18 protein-coding genes and 1 pseudogene are annotated in these 19,191 nt (G+C 64.1%); 7 read left to right on the forward strand and 12 right to left on the reverse strand.

The features are described from left to right. Window positions 1-131: 131 nt before the first annotated feature. Window positions 132-1,337, forward strand: a complete 1,206-nt coding sequence (locus VQ044_RS09010) for a pyridoxal phosphate-dependent aminotransferase (RefSeq protein ID WP_327646808.1) — start codon at window positions 132-134, stop codon at window positions 1,335-1,337. Window positions 1,338-1,877: 540 nt separating this feature from the next. Continuing rightward, a complete protein-coding gene (locus tag VQ044_RS25625) occupies window positions 1,878-2,141 on the forward strand; it encodes an HNH endonuclease (RefSeq protein ID WP_442872896.1) in 264 nt (87 codons plus the stop codon). Between the two features lie 352 nt (window positions 2,142-2,493). On the opposite strand, the gene VQ044_RS09020 is transcribed toward VQ044_RS25625, so the two are convergent. Next, a complete protein-coding gene (locus VQ044_RS09020; protein ID WP_327624497.1) occupies window positions 2,494-2,937 on the reverse strand; it encodes an MgtC/SapB family protein in 444 nt (147 codons plus the stop codon). Between the two features lie 96 nt (window positions 2,938-3,033). Next, window positions 3,034-3,972 carry an alpha/beta hydrolase gene (locus tag VQ044_RS09025; RefSeq protein ID WP_327624462.1) on the reverse strand — a complete coding sequence of 313 codons (939 nt, stop codon included), beginning with the start codon at window positions 3,970-3,972 and terminating at the stop codon, window positions 3,034-3,036. Between the two features lie 180 nt (window positions 3,973-4,152). Between VQ044_RS09025 and VQ044_RS09030 the strand changes: the two genes are divergently transcribed. From VQ044_RS09030 to VQ044_RS09045, 4 genes and pseudogenes are all read left to right on the forward strand, one after another. Next, the gene (locus VQ044_RS09030) at window positions 4,153-5,226 is read left to right on the forward strand and encodes a ribonuclease T2 family protein (RefSeq protein WP_327646810.1); all 1,074 of its coding nucleotides are present in this window, start codon (window positions 4,153-4,155) and stop codon (window positions 5,224-5,226) included. A gap of 133 nt (window positions 5,227-5,359) precedes the next feature. Continuing rightward, a pseudogene (locus tag VQ044_RS09035) lies at window positions 5,360-5,764 on the forward strand (DMT family transporter); the annotation flags it as partial. Window positions 5,765-5,889: 125 nt separating this feature from the next. Beyond that, window positions 5,890-7,539, forward strand: coding sequence for an energy-dependent translational throttle protein EttA (gene ettA, locus VQ044_RS09040; protein ID WP_327624458.1), 1,650 nt, complete (start codon window positions 5,890-5,892; stop codon window positions 7,537-7,539). Window positions 7,540-7,678: 139 nt separating this feature from the next. Continuing rightward, window positions 7,679-8,014: a hypothetical protein gene (locus VQ044_RS09045; RefSeq protein ID WP_327646812.1), complete on the forward strand. Its 336-nt coding sequence runs from the start codon at window positions 7,679-7,681 to the stop codon at window positions 8,012-8,014. Between the two features lie 18 nt (window positions 8,015-8,032). Here the strand turns inward: VQ044_RS09045 and VQ044_RS09050 are convergent, their stop codons facing one another. The 7 genes from VQ044_RS09050 to VQ044_RS09080 all read right to left on the reverse strand — a co-directional run bounded on the left by VQ044_RS09050 (window position 8,033) and on the right by VQ044_RS09080 (window position 14,999). Next, a complete protein-coding gene (locus tag VQ044_RS09050) occupies window positions 8,033-8,809 on the reverse strand; it encodes a nitrilase-related carbon-nitrogen hydrolase (protein WP_327646814.1) in 777 nt (258 codons plus the stop codon). After that, window positions 8,806-9,612, reverse strand: coding sequence for an ABC transporter permease (locus tag VQ044_RS09055; protein ID WP_327646816.1), 807 nt, complete (start codon window positions 9,610-9,612; stop codon window positions 8,806-8,808). The genes VQ044_RS09050 and VQ044_RS09055 overlap by 4 nt, the downstream gene beginning before the upstream one ends. Further along, complete coding sequence (locus tag VQ044_RS09060; RefSeq protein ID WP_327646867.1) at window positions 9,609-10,403, reverse strand: ABC transporter permease; 795 nt, start codon at window positions 10,401-10,403, stop codon at window positions 9,609-9,611. Before VQ044_RS09060 ends, VQ044_RS09055 begins: the two co-directional genes overlap by 4 nt. A gap of 62 nt (window positions 10,404-10,465) precedes the next feature. Next, a complete protein-coding gene (locus VQ044_RS09065) occupies window positions 10,466-11,509 on the reverse strand; it encodes an ABC transporter ATP-binding protein (protein ID WP_327646817.1) in 1,044 nt (347 codons plus the stop codon). A gap of 68 nt (window positions 11,510-11,577) precedes the next feature. Beyond that, on the reverse strand, window positions 11,578-12,666 hold the full coding sequence (locus tag VQ044_RS09070; protein WP_327646819.1) for an ABC transporter substrate-binding protein: 1,089 nt from the start codon (window positions 12,664-12,666) through the stop codon (window positions 11,578-11,580). 49 nt (window positions 12,667-12,715) lie between these two features. Further along, window positions 12,716-13,759 (reverse strand): agmatinase, encoded by a 1,044-nt coding sequence (speB, locus tag VQ044_RS09075; RefSeq protein WP_327646821.1) that lies wholly within the window; start codon window positions 13,757-13,759, stop codon window positions 12,716-12,718. Then, a complete protein-coding gene (locus VQ044_RS09080) occupies window positions 13,752-14,999 on the reverse strand; it encodes an aminotransferase (RefSeq protein ID WP_327646869.1) in 1,248 nt (415 codons plus the stop codon). Before VQ044_RS09080 ends, speB begins: the two co-directional genes overlap by 8 nt. A 171-nt stretch (window positions 15,000-15,170) precedes the next feature. On the opposite strand from VQ044_RS09080, the gene VQ044_RS09085 reads away from it, so the two are divergent. After that, window positions 15,171-16,112 carry a LysR family transcriptional regulator gene (locus VQ044_RS09085; protein WP_327646823.1) on the forward strand — a complete coding sequence of 314 codons (942 nt, stop codon included), beginning with the start codon at window positions 15,171-15,173 and terminating at the stop codon, window positions 16,110-16,112. Here VQ044_RS09085 and VQ044_RS09090 read toward each other — a convergent pair. From VQ044_RS09090 to VQ044_RS09100, 3 genes are all read right to left on the reverse strand, one after another. Next, on the reverse strand, window positions 16,060-17,340 hold the full coding sequence (locus tag VQ044_RS09090) for a TRAP transporter large permease (protein WP_327624448.1): 1,281 nt from the start codon (window positions 17,338-17,340) through the stop codon (window positions 16,060-16,062). The genes VQ044_RS09085 and VQ044_RS09090 overlap by 53 nt on opposite strands. Window positions 17,341-17,440: 100 nt before the next feature. Next, a complete protein-coding gene (locus tag VQ044_RS09095; RefSeq protein WP_327624447.1) occupies window positions 17,441-18,022 on the reverse strand; it encodes a TRAP transporter small permease in 582 nt (193 codons plus the stop codon). Between the two features lie 57 nt (window positions 18,023-18,079). Further along, window positions 18,080-19,057: a sialic acid TRAP transporter substrate-binding protein SiaP gene (locus VQ044_RS09100; RefSeq protein WP_327624445.1), complete on the reverse strand. Its 978-nt coding sequence runs from the start codon at window positions 19,055-19,057 to the stop codon at window positions 18,080-18,082. Window positions 19,058-19,191 lie beyond the last annotated feature (134 nt).

The raw sequence follows: 19,191 nt of genomic DNA on the forward strand, positions 1-19,191 counted from the left end.
TTCCCCAACAAATACGGCGGCTGCTTGTTTCGCGCGGCGCTTGACTGCCGGCTTGCGATGCAAAACGTCTGCGATTAGGGTCCGCGCGCTCCCGCTGGAGCCTTCCCGACGTTCTGACCGGAGTCCCTCCCATGGCCTTCCTCGCCGCCGCCCTCGATCGCGTCAAACCGTCCGCGACCATCGCTGTCGCGCAGAAGGCGCGTGAGCTGAAAGCCGCCGGGCGCGATGTGATCGGGTTGGGCGCCGGCGAGCCGGACTTCGATACGCCCCACAACATCAAGAAGGCGGCGATCGAGGCCATCAACCGCGGCGAGACGAAATATACGCCGGTCTCCGGCATCCCCGAACTGCGCCAGGCGATCGCCAGGAAATTCAAGCGCGAGAACAATCTCGACTACAAGCCGGAGCAGACCATCGTCGGGACCGGTGGCAAGCAGATCCTGTTCAACGCTTTCATGGCGACGCTGAATCCCGGTGACGAGGTGGTCATCCCGGCGCCCTATTGGGTGAGCTATCCCGAGATGGTGGCGATCTGCGGCGGCACCTCGGTGTTCGTCGAGGCCGGCATCGAGACGAATTTCAAGCTGACGCCTGACGCGCTCGAAAAGGCGATCACGCCGAAGACCAAGTGGTTCCTGTTCAACTCGCCGTCGAATCCGTCGGGCGCGGCCTATACGCGGGCCGAATTGAAGGCGCTGACCGACGTATTGATGTGCCATCCCGATGTCTGGGTGATGACCGACGACATGTATGAGCATCTCGTCTATGGTGACTTCACCTTCACGACCCCGGCCGAGGTGGAACCCGGTCTTTACGACCGTACGCTGACCATCAACGGCGTTTCCAAGGCCTATGCGATGACCGGCTGGCGCATCGGCTATGCCGGCGGACCGTTGCAACTGATCAAGGCGATGGACATGATCCAGGGCCAGCAGACCTCGGGCGCCTGCTCGATCGCCCAATGGGCGGCGGTCGAGGCGCTGAACGGTCCGCAGGATTTCATCGATACCAACCGCGCCGTCTTCGAAGGCCGCCGTGATCTGGTGGTCTCGATGCTGAACCAGGCGAACGGCATCGCCTGTCCCTCGCCGGAGGGCGCCTTCTACGTCTATCCGTCCTGCGCCGGGCTGATCGGCAAGAAGACCGGGGCCGGCAAGGTGATCGCGAGCGACGAGGACTTCGTTTCCGAGCTGCTGGAAGCGGAAGGCGTCGCGGTGGTTCACGGTGCGGCTTTCGGTCTCGGGCCGAACTTCCGGATTTCCTACGCGACGTCGGAAGCGTTGCTCGAAGAGGCCTGTTCACGCATTCAGCGGTTTTGCGCCAGCCTCGACGGCTGAGGCAAAATGGAAACTGCCGCTGGCGCCATTGAGGTCATGTTAGTCTGGTGACCGCTTTTCAACGATGGGCAGTGTCTGTGCACTCGTTCGAGTTGATCAGCTGAACCTTGCCCTGCAGGTGGCAAGGGCGCATTCGGCATTGGTAGGAATCTCCTCCAGAGCTTTCCGCTCGATCTCAAGGTGGCAGGCGATCAAGATATCCCTCAGGCGGACCGCTACTTGATGGCCGCCACATATTGCGATATTGGAGAACGACGGAGACGGACTTTAGATCGTCTGGAAGCCAACTCGGCTCCTGTATTGATGCGGATTTCTGATCTGCATCTACCGATTATACTGCGGAGTGGCACTCTCTAGTGTCGTCTCGTGCGAGGGTATTCCCTTCCGAATTAAGGGCAATCCATGAGTGGTTGCTGCACATCCGCTTCATTTCAATGAAGCCAATGGATGTGTAAAATGGGAAGCCCAGAAAGACTGAGGAAAATCAGAACTGCTCGTGCACAGAAGCAGAATTGGCTATGCCACTACTGTAATTTTTTGATGTGGGATGGTAATCCCACGGTGTTTTTACAGCGTCATCATGTGCCAAATGGCTTGCTCAACCGCTTCCAATGCACGGCGGAACATTTGCAGCCCAAACAAAATGGCGGGAAAGACATCCGCGAGAATATCGTAGCGGCGTGTAAATTCTGCAATCAAACACGGCATAAAAGGCGGCGCGCCCAACCGCCCGAGACCTACCGACAGCACGTCCAAAAGCGGGTCAAGGCGGGGAAATGGCATCCGCTGAAGATCACCGGCTGAATATCACCGACGGATGACGAGTTCAGGCGGGGGGCGACGATCGGCGCAAAAAAAAAGCCGGGTTCGCGAGAACCCGGCTGAAAGAAGGATCTTCCATTGGAAAATCCTGGGAGGAAACAGTCAGAGCGGAACGAAGGGAGGAGGTATCGCTCGCAACTAACGTACTCTCTACATAGGGATTCTCGCATCCAAAACCAGAGAGGTTTTGGCATGTCAGCCATGCTTTCTGTGCATGGCGGATGATTCGTGAATCCAGCCATTTCAAAAGATTCGCGCGAAAAGCGCAGCCGGCACGCCCCATTGCGCTATGACGAAGCCATGCAAATCTGGAGGATCGCGCGGGACCTGGTCGCTACTCGAATGCCTTGACCACCCGCAGCACGACGAGCGTCAGCACCACCGCGATAAAGGATAGAAGGTACTCGCCCAACCCGGCACCCAGACCGATGGCGCCTGCCAGCCAGAGCGAAGCGCCGGTGGTCAGCCCGTGCACGCGACCGCGCGCCTGGATGATCACGCCGGCGGCGAGAAATGCCACGCCGCTGGTGATTGCCCCGACGACGCGGATCGGGTCGGCGCGCACGTCGCCGCTGTCGAACCGGCCGATCAGCAGCGTCATCAGGAGGGTGAACAGGCAGGCGCCGATTCCCACCAGCATGTGCGTCCGCAATCCGGCGGGTTGATCCTTGCGTTCCCGTTCATAGCCGATCGCGCCGGTGAACAGAGCCGCGACGATCAGCCGACCGGCTTGCCGGGCGGCGGTGCCGAGTGTCTCTGGATCGAGGAATTGCTCCATGGCCAACTTACTGTCTCCGATCTTGAACGAAGCACAAGATCTGTAGCGGGTTGCGGCGCGTCGACAGGACGCGTGGGGTCGAATAAGGCGAACGCCTCAACTCGCCGGGACGATCCGCTGGAGCCAGGCTGTGAGACTGGCGACGGCGGGCTCGCGATAGGCCGGTAATTCGTGCAGCGTCTCGTGCCGGGCGCCCTCGATGATCTCGACCATGACGTCGCGCGAGCCGGCATGGCGCAGATGGCCGGCCAGCCACCGGATCGCCTCGCCCTTGTCGGTCACCGGGTCGGCGGTGCCGCCGAGGAGGTGAAGCGGCAGCGCGGGCGGCAGCATGTCGAGCCCGGCCTGCGAGCCGCCTTGGAAGATTAGGGTCATCACATCCTCCATCATCGACAAGGTCGGCGAAAAGCCGCAGAGCGGGTCGGCGATATAGGCATCGACTGCGGCGTCATCATGCGACAGCCAGTCGAACATGGTGCGGCGCGGCTCGATCGCCTTGCCCCAAGCGTCGAAGGTGGCGCGCTGGAGCAGCGCGCTCGGCACGTCCGATCCCTTCAGCGCCTTTTCGGCCTTGAGCGCCAGCCGGCCGACGCGTTCCTGCAGCCCGGTCTGGAAATTGGCGTTCCACACCGCGGCGCCGGCGAGGTCGCGGCCGTGGGTTTCCGCATAGTTCAGGGCGATCAGCCCGCCCATCGAATGGCCGAAGACCACCACCGGCAGGCCGGGATAACGGCCAAGGGCATGGGTATGGACCGCCCGGCAGTCGGTGAGCACCCTGTCGGCGCCGTGGCGGCGGGCGAATCTTCGGAAGGGCGCGTCGGACGCGCTGGTCGAGCCGTGGCCACGGTGATCATGGGCGACGACGTGGAAGCCGAACCCGGCCAGTTCGGCGGCAAAGCGGCCGTAGCGGCCTGCATGTTCGGCAAGACCGTGGTTGATCAGAACGATGCCGCGCGCAAGTCCCTGTGCCTTGCGGCTGTAGACGTGAACCGCCGCGCCGGAACGGCTGTCGATGGTTTCTCGGTGATCGAACAACGGCGCATCCTCGTCCGTGGCGGCCAACGGGATGGCCGGGCCGGGTGACGTTCTTCCACGCGCACCGAGCATCGGTATAGCGCGAAGAGGCACCGGCCCAAACCCCTTGAAATGGCCCTCTGCTTGACCCGATCGCCCGGCGGTCTTTCGCCCGCCGCCGCTCTGACGTATCGAAAGCCCATGAAACGCTTTTGGCTGCTTGCCGCGCTCCTGCTCGCCGCCCCATCCGCCTTCGCGCAGCTGCCGATGACCGGCCGCTTCGTCGCCGAGGCGCGCTGTCCGGCGCTGCAATCGATCCGCAAACAGACCAATCCGGGCGGCGTCGCGACGGAGCCGGGGACGGAATACGTGCTGATCGGCCGCAACGCCCAGGCAGCGACGCATTACTATGTCGTGATTCCGGACGCCGAGCCGCCGCGCCGCTGGGTCGCGGTGGGCTGTGGCCGCGTCGCGGCCGAGGATGGCGTCTCGGCCGCTGTACGCGAAGATCCGAGCAGCCGTAGCGCTTTAGAACGGGGCATCGACGCATTGGCGAAGGCGCTGGGGCGCGGGCGCGGGGAGGCCCCGACAGATGATCGAGGAACGCCGCCATCCGGCGACCAGCGTTCCGGTTCTGGTGCCTATGTGCTTGCGGCGAGTTGGCACGCCGCCTTCTGCGAGACCAAGCCAAGAGCAAGGGACTGCCGGGACGGCGGCGAGGATGGCGGCTTTAGCCTGCATGGCCTGTGGCCGCAGCCGCGCGGGAACGAGTATTGCGGCGTGGCGGCAAGCACGGTTGCCTCTGACAAAACCGGCGACTGGAGCGCGTTGCCGGAGCCTGAACTGGGCCGAGAGACGCGGCGGGCTCTCGATGCCGTCATGCCGGGGACCAAGGCGAATCTCGACCGGCATCAATGGATCAAGCATGGCAGCTGCTACGGCACCGACGCCTCGGAATATTTCTCCGACGCGGTGGCGCTGATCGGCAAGCTCAACGCGTCGCCGGTCGGCCAGATGTTCGCGACCAACGTCGGCACACATCTCGACGCAACGGTTGTCCGCGCCAGCTTCGACGCGGTTTTCGGCAAGGGCGCAGGCGGCCGCGTCCTGATCGACTGCGCGCGCGACGGCGGCAGGCGGATCATCGTTGAGCTGCGCATCAATTTGGCCGGCACGATCACGCCGCAATCCGATTTCGGCGATCTCGTCATGGCCGCGAACAAGGCGCGAGGCGGCTGCCAGGGCGGCATCGTTGACCCATCCGGTTGGCAATAGCGGGGACGGTTCGGAAATCGGGTCGTGGTCGCAGGGAGGGCATCGTAGGCTCCGGGTTCAATACCTCGGGAGCACCTCGCCCATGCGCAGCCAGACCGACACCTCATCGTTTGCGCCGACGATCAACCGCTCGATGACCCTTGGCGAGTGGGGCATGTTGCTCACCCTCTCGGTGCTGTGGGGCGGTTCCTTCTTCTTCACCGAGGTGGCGGTAAGGGAGTTGCCGCCCTTCACCATCGTCGTGCTGCGGGTCGGTCTGGCCAGCGTGATCCTGTTCGCCGCGCTTCGGCTACTCGGCGTCAGGATGCCGAGGGAGTGGCGCGTCTGGGCCGCCTTCCTTGTCATGGGCCTCATCAACAATGCCGTGCCGTTCAGCCTGTTCGTCTGGGGGCAGACCCAGATTGCGTCGGGCCTCGCGGCCATCCTCAACGCCACGACGCCGCTGTTCACGGTCCTCGTTGCGCATGTCCTGACCGACGACGAAAAACTGACCGGCAAGCGCTTGGCCGGTGTCGTCGCCGGTCTCGGCGCCGTCGCAGTGAACGAACACAGCGTCGCCGCGACGACAAGATGCCGCCCGCGCCCGTTGCCCCGGCGCGCCTGATGGCTTAGGTACGGCGCAACTTCTCTTTTCCCATCATTCACACGGAGCGGCAGCGCGCCATGGCACGCCAGTTCATCTATCACATGTCCGGACTTACCAAGGCCTACGGCAACAAGAAGGTCCTGGAGAACATCCATCTGTCTTTCTATCCGGACGCCAAGATCGGCATTCTCGGCCCCAACGGCTCGGGTAAGTCGACGCTGCTGAAGATCATGGCAGGCAACGACACGGAATTCACCGGCGAGGCCTGGGCGGCCGAAGGCGCCACGGTCGGCTATCTGCCGCAGGAGCCGCATCTCGACGAAACCAAGACCGTCTTCGAGAACGTCATGCTGGGCGTTTCCGACAAACAGGCGATCCTCGATCGCTACAACGAACTGATGATGAACTACTCCGAGGAGACGGCGGAGGAGGGGGCGAAGCTCCAGGATCTGATCGACGCCCAGAATTTGTGGGATCTCGAATCCCAGGTCGAGATGGCGATGGACGCGCTGCGCTGCCCGCCGGCCGACGCGCTGATCGCGCCGCTGTCCGGCGGCGAAAAGCGCCGCGTGGCGCTCTGCCAGTTGCTCCTGTCGAAGCCGGACATCCTCTTGCTCGACGAGCCGACCAACCATCTCGACGCCGAGACCATCCTCTGGCTCGAAAAGCACCTGCGCGAGTACGAGGGCTCGGTGCTGATGGTCACCCATGATCGCTATTTCCTCGACAACGTCACCGGCTGGATTCTCGAGCTCGATCGCGGCCGCGGCATGCCTTACGAGGGCAACTACTCCAGCTACCTGGAGAAGAAGGCCAAGCGCATGAAGCAAGAGGGCCGCGAGGACGACGCCCGCATGCGGGCACTCACCCGCGAGCGCGAATGGATTCAGCAGGGTGCCAAGGCTCGGCAGACCAAGTCGAAGGCGCGCATCAAGGCCTATAACGAGCTGGTCGAGATCGCCGAAAACCGCAAACCGGCCGACGGCAGGATCGTCATCCCGACCGGCGAGCGGCTCGGCAACCGGGTGATCGAGGTCGAGAACCTGACCAAGAGCTATGGCGACCGGGTGCTGATCGAAGACCTGTCGTTCAAGCTGCCGGCCGGCGGCATCGTCGGCATCATCGGCCCGAACGGCGCCGGCAAGTCGACCTTGTTCAAGATGATCACCGGCCAGGAACAGCCCGACAGCGGCAAGGTCGATGTCGGCGAAACGGTGGACCTCGGTTATGTCGACCAGAGCCGCGACGATCTCGCACCGAACAAGACGGTCTGGGAAGAGGTGTCGGGCGGCGTCGACATCATGAAGCTCGGCAAATACGAGATGAACTCGCGGGCCTATGTCGGTAACTTCAACTTCAAGGGCAGCGACCAGCAGCAGAAGGTCGGCACCCTCTCGGGCGGCCAGCGCAACCGGGTGCATCTCGCCAAGATGCTCAAATCCGGCGCCAACGTCATCCTGCTCGATGAGCCGACCAACGATCTCGACACCGAGACGCTGACCGCGCTCGAGGACGCGCTGGAGGAATATGCCGGCTGTGCCGTGGTGATCAGCCATGATCGCATGTTCCTTGATCGGCTGGCCACGCACATCCTCGCCTTCGAGGGGGACAGCCACGTCGAATGGTTCGAGGGCAATTTCGAGGATTACGAGCAGGACAAGATCCGCCGCCTCGGCCCGGAATCGGTCAATCCCAAACGCCCAACCTACAAGCGCCTGACGCGCTAGATCGCAAGGGGAGCGGCGGCCTGTTTCGGCCGTCGCGGGAGGCGCGCATTTGCTTGCAAGCCTCTCCCTGCGGCACGCGCGCCGTGCTAATCTCGCACGATACGGCCACATGACGTGGCCGGTTCGCTGGGAGGCGGTCATGGTGTCGAATAAGGCATTGAAAAGGGCGGGCGGCCTTGCGGCGCTCGCCCTCGTCGTTTTCGCTACGGGTGCCGAGGCCAAGCCGGCGAAATGCTTCGCCAGCGACGACGGCTATTTCGACTGCGATTTTGAGATGACGGACGCGGCCGGAAGCTTCACCATCGAGGGACCGGGGGTCACCTATATCCTCCTCGTCGACAGCCCCGGCTACGCCTCCGGTTTCGTCAATCTGGGCAATCGCAACATTTCGCTTGCCGGAACCTATGTGCGCGAGCGGGACGATCCCGCTTGCTGGGCTAATGCCGAGACGGAGACGAAGATCTGCGCCTGGTAGGTGCGCGCGGCCTTTGTCTCAATCCGCCCGCAACTCGTCGAGATAAGGATTTTGCTCTTTGCTGGCGCTGAAGGCGCCGGGATCGATGTCGGCGAGGAGCATCGCCGGCTCGCTCTCGCTTGCAGCGGCGAGGCGGCTGCCGTCCGGCGCCGCGATCGAGGACAGGCCCTGATAGGCGAAGCGGGCGTCCGCGCCGCACCAATCGGCATAGACGACGAAGACCTGGTTCTCGAAAGCGCGAACCGGGATCACGTTCCGCGCGATGAAGCGCGCCGCCGGGCTCCGCGGCAGCGCCGTCGGCACCAGCACGATGTCGGCGCCGCGCCTGGCGAGATCGCGGACATGCTCGGGAAACTCGACGTCGAAACAGACCAGCAGGCCGGCCTTCAGCCCGCCGAGTTCGACGACGGGGGGAGGGATGTCGCCAGCGCGAAACAGCGCCTTTTCATAAGTGCCATAGAGTTGGCGCTTGGCGTAGACGACGGGTTCCTCACCGGGTCTGAGCAGTGCGGCGGCGTTGACGATCGAACCTTGGCGTTCCAGCGCGATGCCGGCAACGATGGCGATGCCGCTTTGGTCGGCCAATCGGGCGAGGGCCGTCAGCAGTTCGTCGCCGCGCTCTCTGGCCGCGTCCTTGATCACCTCGCCGGCGCCGTAGCCCGGCAGGACGAGTTCGGGAAACACCGCCAGCGTCGCGCCCGCGCGTTTCGCGTCGGCGGCATGGGCCGCGATCGCCGCGAGCCGGGCCGAGGATGTCTCGCCGCTCGCCGCGAGCTGGAATGCCGCGATTTTCATGTCTCGTCGCCCGCGCTCCAGGCGCCGAGCAATCGCGGCAGGTCGCCGAAGCGCGCGACGAGGCCGAAGACCGCCACTGCGACCCCGACGAACAGGATCGAGACGCTGGCCATGGTCGGCGTGTAGCCGTAGCGCAACGCGTTGAAGATCTTGATCGGAACCGTCTCCATCGTGAAGCCCACGGTCATGTAGGCGACGATATATTCGTTCAGCGACAGGACGAAGGCGAAGGCAAAGCCGGAAACGATGTAGGGCGCGATCATCGGCAGCACGATCGTCGACAGGATGATGCGCTCGTCGGCGCCCATGGTGCGCGCCGCCTCGGTCACCTCCCGGTCGATGGTCGAAAAGCCCAGCGACAGTGTCACCAGCGGCAGGCTGGTGAAGAAGATCGCGTGGGAGATGACGACGCTGTACCAGGCGCCGTAGGAGCCGACCGTCGCCCAGAAGCTCAACGCGCCGAGTGCGGTGATCACCGGCGGCAGCACGAAGGGCGAGATGCCGAGGGTCTGGATCAGCCGCCCGGCCATGCTGACGCGCTTCCACAGAACATAGGCGATCGGTAGCGCGATCAGGACGGAGAGCGTCGCCGCGCCGAACGCGATCAGTACCGAGGTCGTCAGTGCGCCGCGCCAGCCGGCATCGGTAAAGATCTGAGCATACCAGTGAAACGAAAAGCCCTCGGGCGGGAAGGTCAGGCTGCGCTTTTCGTTGACCGACACACCGGCGATGACGACCAGGGGACCAGCGAGGAACAGCGCGACGAGGAAGAGGAACAACCGGGTAAAAAGCCGCTCGCTCATGCCGGTTTCCCTTTATGACCGAGCACGGTCGTCAACAGCACGAGCAGCAAGCTGGCGATCACGAGAAACACCGCCATCGCCGCGGCGAAGGGCATGTTGGACTGGTAGATCGCCTGGTCGGTGATCAGCACCGACAGCGTCCAGTGTTGCGGCCGGCCGAGCAGTTGCGGCAGGAGATAGGCGCCGAGGGCGAAGACGAAGACGATGATGAAGGTGGCGATCAACGTCGTGCGCATCGCCGGCAGGATGACGGTCAGAAACGAACGGATCGGCGAGGCGCCGAGGGTGCGCGCGGCTTCGGCCAGCGAGGGATCGAGCCGGGAGAAGGACGGGTAGAGCACGAGCACCGCATAGGGCAGGGCCTGATAGACCATGCCGGCGAGGACCGCGCCGAAACTCGGGCTCCAGGCGTCCGGTCCATCCATCAGCCCGACCGCCGCGAAAAGGTTCGATATTCCGGCCGTGCGGCTGAGCAGCGTCGACCAGGCGAAGCCGATGATCACCTCCGACAGCGACAGGACGGCGAGCATCGCCACCAGCCAGGGCACCTGCCGGCGGCGGGACAGCTTGGTGAGAAGATAGGTGAAGGGGGCGCCGACGGTCAGGCAGATCGCCGAGACCAGCGCCGACAGGCCGAGCGAAAACAGCAGGATTTCGCCGAAGAACAGGCTGAGGAAGCGGGCGTAATTCGCGGTCGTGAAGACCGGCACGTAGAAGCCGCCCTGGACACGCTCGAAAAACGACACCGCGATCATCAGCCCGAAGGGCACGACAAAGAAGGCGAACAGCATCAGCGCCGGAAAGACCAGCGGCAGCTGATCGCGCGTGCGTCTGCCGGCAATCGCCGCCGCGCTCACGGGCGCCCGCCTTCTGGAAAGACGACGATGGATTGGGGATCGAGACCAAGCGAGACCTTGTCGCCGACGGCAAGCCCGCCGCTGCCGGCGGGCCTTTGGGCGATGATCCGGCCGGCGGCGGTGGTGAGATAAACCTCGACCGCCGAGCCCATGTCGCGGATGAATTCGACGCTCGCCGCGATCGGCGCCGCGCCCTCGGGCCGAACCGAAACGTCTTCGGGTCGTACGGAGATTTCCGCCGTGCGCCGGCCGGCCGGCAGCGCGAGGCCGGGGATCGGCGCGCCGGCGACATGCACCGTCCCGGCCTCGACAGAGGCGGTCAGAAGATTGGTCTGGCCGAGGAAATCGGCGACGAAGGGGTCGACCGGCCGGCGATAGATGTCGATCGGCCGGTCCATCTGCAGGATGCGGCCCCCCTTCATGACGACGATCTTGTCGGCCATTGTCATCGCCTCGCGCTGGTCGTGGGTGACGACGATAGTGGTGACGCCGAGGCGCTGCTGCAGCTGGCGCAGTTCCACCTGCATCGCCTCGCGCAGCTTGGCGTCGAGCGCCGACAAGGGCTCGTCGAGCAGGAACAGTTTTGGCGAAACGGCGAGCGCTCGGGCGATCGCGACGCGCTGGCGCTGGCCGCCGGAGAGTTGCGAGACCGCTCGATCGGCGACACCGGGAAGCCGAACCATGTCGAGCAGTTCGGCGACGCGCGCCTCGCGTTCCGTCTTGCTCCGGTGGCGGATCTTGAGCGGGTAGGCGATGTTCTCGCCGACGGTCAGATGCGGAAACAGCGCCAGCGACTGGAACACCATGCCGAAATCGCGCTTGTGCACCGGGCGGTCGCCGATCGCCTCCCCGTCGAAGCGCACGTCACCGGCACTCGGCGTTTCCAGTCCGGCGACGATCCGCATCAGCGTGGTCTTGCCGCAGCCGGACGGGCCGAGCAGGCAGACGAAGCTGCCGGCCGGCACGTTCAGCATGGCGTCGTCGACGGCGACGATGGAGCCATAGCGCTTGGTGACATTGACGAGTTCGAGGCCGCTCATCGCTGGTGTCCGGTGATTGAGGCCGGTCGTCGCCAGGACGACCGGCCGATTTCGCGAGGGCGAGGGGCTCAGCCGACGATCAGCTCGGTCCATTTCTGGTTCAGCCAGTCGGCCTTGTCGACATAGAGATCGTAGCGCGGCACGATCGGGTCGATCTCGGAGGAAACGGCGGCGAACTCCTCATCCGTGAGGTCCAGCAGTTCCCGCTTGATCACCGGGGCTGTGCCGACCTTGCGGGCAAGCAGCGCTTGGATCTCCGGCTGCGTCATGTAGTCGATGAACTCATGGGCGAGATTGAGTTTCTCGGACGCCTTGGTCACCGCCCAGCAGCCGGAATCGGAGATGCCGCCCTCTTTCGGGAAGGTGGAGCGGACCGGGAAACCGTCGGCGGCGGCAAGTCCCGTAACGTCATGATAATACTGGCCCATCGGGATTTCACCCGATTTCAGCGCCTGCTCGAACTGCGCCTCGTCGCGGTACCAGAGCTGGACGTTCGGCTTCAGTTCGGCGAGCTTGTCCATGACCTTCAGGATGCCTTCCTCGGTGTCGAGGGTGTCGGTGCCACCGAAGAAGGTCTTCGCCGTCACTTCCAGCAGGAAGGAGTTGGAGACCAGCGCGAGCAGGCCGAGCTTTTCCTTGTTGGCCGGATCCCAGAACGCCTCCCAGCTTTCCGGCGCATCCGGATAGGACTCGGTGTTGGTGACGAGCGTGATGTACCAGGCCACCGCGCCGATGCCGGCGACCCGCCCGTCCGGATATTCGACGATGAAAGGCCGCAGAACGTCGCCGGCGTTGGCGATCTTGCTCGTATCGAGCGGCGCCCAGAGTTCGGTCGACAGTCCCTTGCGCATCGACACCTGCGACATCATCGAGACGTCGGCGGGGGCTGCGCCGGCGCGGGCGGCTTGTTCGAGCTGGACGAGCCAGGCTTCACCGGTCGGCTCGGCGATGCTTTCCACCGCGATGCCGGTCTTCTCGGTGAAGGCAGGGAAAATGTTCTTGTCGAAAGAATCTTTGAAGTAACCGCCGTAAACGCCGATCTTCAATGATTTTTCTTGCGCCCGAAGGATTGAGGGCATGGCCAGACTCGCGCCGGCCATCGTCGCTCCAGCGAGGAGCGTGCGACGGTTGATGAGGAACGGGGATCGCGTCGTCATGTTCTGTCTCCTTGGTTGGTTCTGCCAGTCGTAATGAAACTGCGGCCGGTCAGCGGCGGCCGGCCGTAAAGGGAACGAGGCTCAGAAGCTCGAACAGCATCTGCGCCCCGGCATGGGCGGTGTTGGTCGTCGCGTCATATTGCGGCGCGACCTCGACGACGTCGCCGCCGACCATATCGACCCCGGCGAGCCCGCGCAGGATCGCTTGCGCCTCGCGCGTGGTCAGTCCGCCGATTTCCGGCGTTCCAGTTCCCGGCGCAAAGGCCGGGTCGAGACTGTCGATGTCGAAGGAGACATAGACCGGCCCGTCGCCGGCGACCGCGCGGGCCTTGGCGATCACAGCGTCGATGCCCATCGCCGGAATTTCCTCGGCGTGAATGACGGTCATGCCGGACTCGAAAGAGAACTCCCACAGATATTCCGACGAACCCCTGATGCCGATCTGGATGGTGCGTTCGGGGTCGAGCACGCCCTCAAGGACGGCCTGCCGGAACGGGCCGCCATGGTGGAACTTGCAGCCGTCGAACGGCCCCGACGTGTCGCAATGGGCGTCGATATGGATCATGCCGACCGGCCGGTCGCCGCCGATGGCGCGCAGGATCGGTAGGGTGATCGAATGGTCGCCGCCGACGGAGAGCGGGATGGCGCCGGCGGCGACGATCGCGGCGATGGTTCGCTCGATATCCGCGTGCGATGTCGCGAGATCGAAACGGCTGCGGAACGGCACGTCGCCGATATCCGCCACAGTGAGGTCGGCGCCCGGCATCGTCTTCAGCACATGATTGTAGGGGCCGACCCGCTCCATCGCGCGCATCGCCCGTGGGCCGAAGCGGCTGCCGTTGCGGTTGGTGACGCCGAGATCCATCGGCACGCCGATCAACGCGACGTCGAGGCCGGAAAGATCCGGTGCCGACCAGTTGACGGCGCGGAACGGCATGTCGAGCAGCGTCGGCAGGCCGGCATAGGGTGCGACGCGCGTGCCTTTCGGATCGAACAGCTTGGCCGCCACGGCCGCGAAGCCGGCGTCGTGGATCGTCCGCTCGTTATCGCCGGCAAAGCGCTGGCGCAGCGCGTCGAGTTTATTGCTATCCATGGGCTGTCCTCGTCGCATGGGGTTGGTCGTCCGCCCGAAAGCCGCCGGCAAGACCGAGCGCCAACCGGCGTGCCAGTTCGCGGATCTGGCTGACCGGGACATTGGCGAAGGCGATCCGCAGATGGTCTTCCTGACCGTGGCCGAAGAAGCTGCCCGGCAGCACCAGCACGCCGAGTTCGCGCATCAACGCCTCGGCGACCGACTCCGCCGACAGGCCGCGATAGGGATGCCGGACATAGGCGAAATAGGCGCCGATCTGTGCGAGCGCCCAGCCATTAAGTCGGCCGATCTCGGCCCGGAAAACATCAGCGCGTTTCGCGATCTCGTCGCGGTTGTCGTCCCGCCAGTCGGCGAGCGCGGGGATTGCCCAGGGGAGGGCCGCTTGCGCCGGCCGCGGCGCGCAGATCTGCACGCAGTCGATGACCTTTTCCATCTGGTCGATGAAGCCGGGTCCGGCGATCATCGCACCGACCCGGTGACCGGGAATCGCGTAGGATTTGGAGAAGGAATAGAGGCTGACAAGATGCTCGCGCACGGCGGCGCTGCCGAACAGGCGATGCGGCGCGCCGGTCTCGGGCGCCAGGAAATCGCGATAGGTCTCGTCGAGCACCAGCGTGAGTCCACGGCGGACGCAGACGTCCACGAGTTCGGTCAACAGCTCGGGCGGATAGATCGCGCCGGCCGGATTGTTGGGGGAGACGAGAACGAGGGCGCGGCAGCGGTTGTCGATCAGCGCCTCAACCTCGTTGGGGCATGGCAAAAAGCCGGTTTCCGCTTGCAACGGCAGCGCACGCGCCTCGATGCCGAGCATCTCCAGGGTCATCTTGTGATTGAAGTACCAGGGCGCCGGCAGGATCACGGCATCGCCGGCCTGGGCGACGCCCAGCATCGCCGCGAAGAAGGCCTGGTTGCAGCCGGCGGTGATGGCAATGCGGGATGCGGCGATCTCGCTGTCGTAAAGGCGCGAGATATGTACGGCATAGGCCGCTCGCAATGCTTGGTCGCCGAGAATGTCGCCGTAGCGTGCCGCCGTTGGGGAAGCGGCCGCGACGGCGAGGCGGTCGGCGAATTCGGCCGGTGGCGCGTGATCGGGAACCGCCTGGCTGCAATCGATCATCGCGCCATGGGCGCCGTCGTAGGATTCGATCCAACGGCCGGCCCGCGCGATCGGTGGCGCGGTGACGGCGGCAAGCAGCGGATTCGATCGTGGCGACGCGAAACCGTCTTCATGCTCAGCCAGCGTCGGATCCTCCCCCGGTTGCCCATAGTTTGCTCACTATGGCCCTTCGCCTTTTCCCCGGACATTTGAAGGGGGCTGGACGTGCCATGACATAACGCACTATCAATCCTGACATTGGCAAAAATCAATGTGAGACGGGTGGGTATGCGTGTTTCTGGGAGTGACCTGCGATTGCTCAAGGTCTTCGACGCGGTCGTCCGCAATGGCGGTTTCGCGGCGGCAGAGACCGAGCTGAACATCAGCCAGTCGACCATCAGCAACCACATGACGGCGCTCGAGCAGCGGCTCGGCTTCACGCTCTGCCAACGCGGTCGTGGCGGCTTTCGGCTGACGGAAAAGGGGCGCGCCGCATATGAGTCGGCGCGACAGCTCGAAAAGGCCCTGCAGGATTTCACCGCCGACGTCGCCTCGGTGCGGGGCGAGTTGAAGGGCGAACTGCGCATCGGCATCCTCGACGCCATCGCCAGCGACCCGGCCAACCGCCTCGCCGACGTGGTCGCCGAATTCGGCCGCGTGGCGCCGCAGGTGAAACTCGTTCTGGCCCAGGAGCGGCCGCAGGACATGCAGCAGAAGGTGGCCGACGGACTCTACCATTGCGCCATCGGTAGTTATCGCAGCCGCCTCGAGGGGATCGAGTACGATCGCCTCTACGAGGAGCGGCACAGCCTCTATTGCGGCCGAAGCCATCCCGATTTCGGCACGCCGGATGCCGAACTGACTGACGCGCGGCTCGCCGCTCTGCCGTTCGTGCATCGGGGCTATTGGCGTGACGAGGACTCATTGCGGCAGATCGACTGGCGAGTCGAGGCGACAGTGTATCAGATCGAGCCGCAGCTGATCCTGATCCGCTCCGGCCGCTTCATCGGCCTGTTGCCGGATCACTATGTCCGCCAGGAGGTCGAGGCCGGCGAACTGCGTCCCGTCCGCCCGGCCGAGATCGGTTATGTTTGCGCCTTCGAACTGCTCTCACCGAAGAACCGGCGCACCAGCGACATCGCCCAGGCCTTCATCGATACCGTCCGCGCCGTCTGGCGATGCCAACGGCCGGCGCTTCACGTCGTCAGCGATAGATCAACGTCGGCAGCCACATGGTCAGCGCCGGCACGAAAGTGATCAGAAGCAGGACGGCGAACAGCGGTATGAGGAAGGGTGCGGTCGCGGTCACGCAACGTTCGAACGGAACGCCGGAAACCCGTGACAGCACATAGAGAACCATGCCGATCGGCGGGGTCAAAAGCCCGATCATCAGATTGAGCACCATGATCACGCCGAAATGCACCGGGTCGATGCCCATCTTGATGGCGATCGGCAAGAGCACCGGCGTCAGGATGGTGATCGCCGCCACCGTTTCCAGGAAGCAGCCGACGACAAGCAGAATCAGGTTGATCAGCAGCAGCACGATCCACGGATTGTCGGAGATCGTCAGGATCAGCGCGGCGAATTGTTCCGGCGCCCGGTTCGAGGTCAGGATCCAGGCGAAGATCGACGCGGCGGCGACGATGAACAGCACCACCGATGTCGTCTCGATCGTGTCGAAGGAGACCCGCAGGAAGCGTTTCAGCGTCAGCGTACGGTAGACAAACAGGCCGAGGATCATCGCCCAGGCACAGGCGGCGATCGCCGCCTCGGTCGGCGTGAAGGCGCCCGACAGGATGCCGCCAACGATGATCAGGGGGGTCAGCAGCGACAGGAAGGCGCGCTTGAAGGTGGACCAGAGGACTGTGAAGCTGAAGGCCTGGTCGATCGGATATTTCCGCCAGCGGGCATAGAGCGCGATCATCACCATCAGCGACACGGCCATCAGCAGACCGGGCACGAAACCGGCGGCGAAGAGCTGGCCGATCGAGGCGCCGGCGACGACGCCATAAATGACCATCGGCAGCGACGGCGGGATGATCGGCCCGATCGTCGAGGAGGCGGCGGTAATGCCGACGGCAAAGCCGGGATCGTAATTAGCGTCGCGCATTGCCTTGATCTCGATGGCGCCGAGGCCGCCGGCGTCAGCGACTGCCGCGCCGGACATGCCTGCGAAGATCACCGAGGCGCCGACATTGACGTGGCCGAGGCCGCCGCGCATCCAGCCGAAGATGGCCTTGGCGAAGTCGAAGATCCGCTCGGTGATGCCGGAGGTATTCATCAGATTGCCGGCCAGGATGAAGAAGGGGATGGCGAGCAGCGGAAAGGAATCGACGCCGTTGATCATGCGGTGGATGACCACCACGTCGGGCACGCGTCCCTCGATCAGGATGAACATCGCCGAGGAGCCTGCGAGCGCGATCGCCACGGGCACGCCCACCATGATCAGGACGAGCACGAGAACGAAAAGAGAGATCAGCAGCATCGGGACGGACCGGTTCCAGGATGCGCGACCCCAAATCGCCGGCAGGTGCCGGCTGCGGTCGCGGAGAGGATGAGGAGAGAAGGTGCGTTCGGCACCGGCGTCAAAGGCCCGCGGTCGTTGGAGCAAAACGCTCCGGATCGATCAGCCGGCTGGTTCCGGTCTTGAGATGCCCCACCAGCGCCACAAGGGCGTAGATCGCCATGAAGCCGAAGCAGATGGCGACGCCCCAGTAGACCAGCGATTTCGGCACGTCGATCGACACCATCATCTGCTGGGTTTTCTGGGCGAGCTGCGTGCAGAACCAGCCCATCGCCACATAGAAGGCAAGACTGACGCAATCGACGAAGATCTGCAGCGCGAAGCGAACGGGCCGCGCCAGATAGCGGTAGATCAGTTCGACGGCGATATGGCTCTGCTTGCGCGCGGCCATGACCGAGCCGATGAAGGTCACGGCGATCAGCAGGAACCGGGCGATCTCTTCGGTCCAGCCGAGGGAGTCGTTGAGCACGTAGCGCGTGAAGAACTGCAGAAAAACGACGAAGGCCAGCAGCCAGAAGACGAACAGGATCAGCCCGTCGCTCCAGCGAATGTCCGACAGGTCGATCGGCTGATCGGTGAGCGGGCTCGGCGCTTCGGCCCGGATTGCCGGGCTCGGATCATTGTCTGTGGGCATGGATGCCATGACGGTCTCCGGGAATCGCACAAAGGCCGCCCGACATAGCTGCCTGAGTGTCAGGGCTTACTTGATCGCCTGGAGCTTGTCGTAGGTCTCCTGGTCCCAGGTGGCGTCCTCGCCATTGTGAAGCTTCATCGTGGCTTCGCGGAACGGCGTGATGTCGACCTTGTTGACCGTCACACCCTGCTCCTCGAACCATGCCGCGAGCTCGGCTTCCTTCTCGCGCACCTGCGCGGTGGCGCAGTCGGCGGTTTCCGTCAGAACCTGGGTGAGGGCGGTCTGGTCGGCCTCGTCCATTTGGTCCCAGGTCGGGCCACCGACGATGGTCAACAGCGCGTCGTTGATGTGTCCGGTCAGGTTGATGTTCGACTGGACCTCGTAGAACTTCTTCGCTTGGATGGTCGGCAGCGGATTTTCCTGCCCGTCGACCGTGCCCTGCTGCAGAGCGAGATAGACCTCGGCGAAGGCGATCGGCGTCGGGTTGGCGCCGACGGCCTTGGGAAACATCATGTAGAGCGGGGCGTTCGGCACGCGGATCTTCATGCCGGCCATGTCTTCCGGCTTCAGGATCGGCTTGTTCGACGTGACGTGCCGCTGGCCGTAATAGGTCGTCGCGACGACATGATTGCCGCTCGCCTCTCGATAGCCCTCGGCGAGTTCCTTGAACAGGTCGGAATTGCGGTATTTGTCCCAGTGATCGTAATCGCGGAACATGAACGGTGCGCCGCCGATGGCGATCGGCCCGTAGGCGCGTCCGGCAAAGAGCTGGCCCGTGTAGATGATGTCCACCGTTCCGAGCCCAAGGCCTTCGTTGATGTCGACTTCCTTGCCGAGCGAGGAGGCCGGGAACACTTCGATCGAATACCGGTCTTCGGTCGCGGCCTTCAGCTTGTCCGACGCGGCCACGGCGCAAGTGTGATAAGGCTCGCTCTCTTCATAGACATGCGCGAATTTGAGGACGGTCTCGGCCGCTGCCGCCTGCGCGGATAGAGCGACGCCCATTGCCGCCGACATGGCCAGGCACTGCTTTAGATATTTCATATTATTCCTCCCTAATGTATACGCTGACTCCCGGCGGCATCATATTCACTGCGCCTTCTAGTGCAATGGCCGGAGCAACATTCTTTGCGTTAGGATGAATGCGCCGCGCGCTTTGCCGCCATCGACGAATTTCC

This window comes from Aurantimonas sp. C2-5-R2 (assembly GCF_036549495.1).
GTDB classification, from domain to species: Bacteria; Pseudomonadota; Alphaproteobacteria; order Rhizobiales; family Rhizobiaceae; genus Aurantimonas; species Aurantimonas coralicida_A.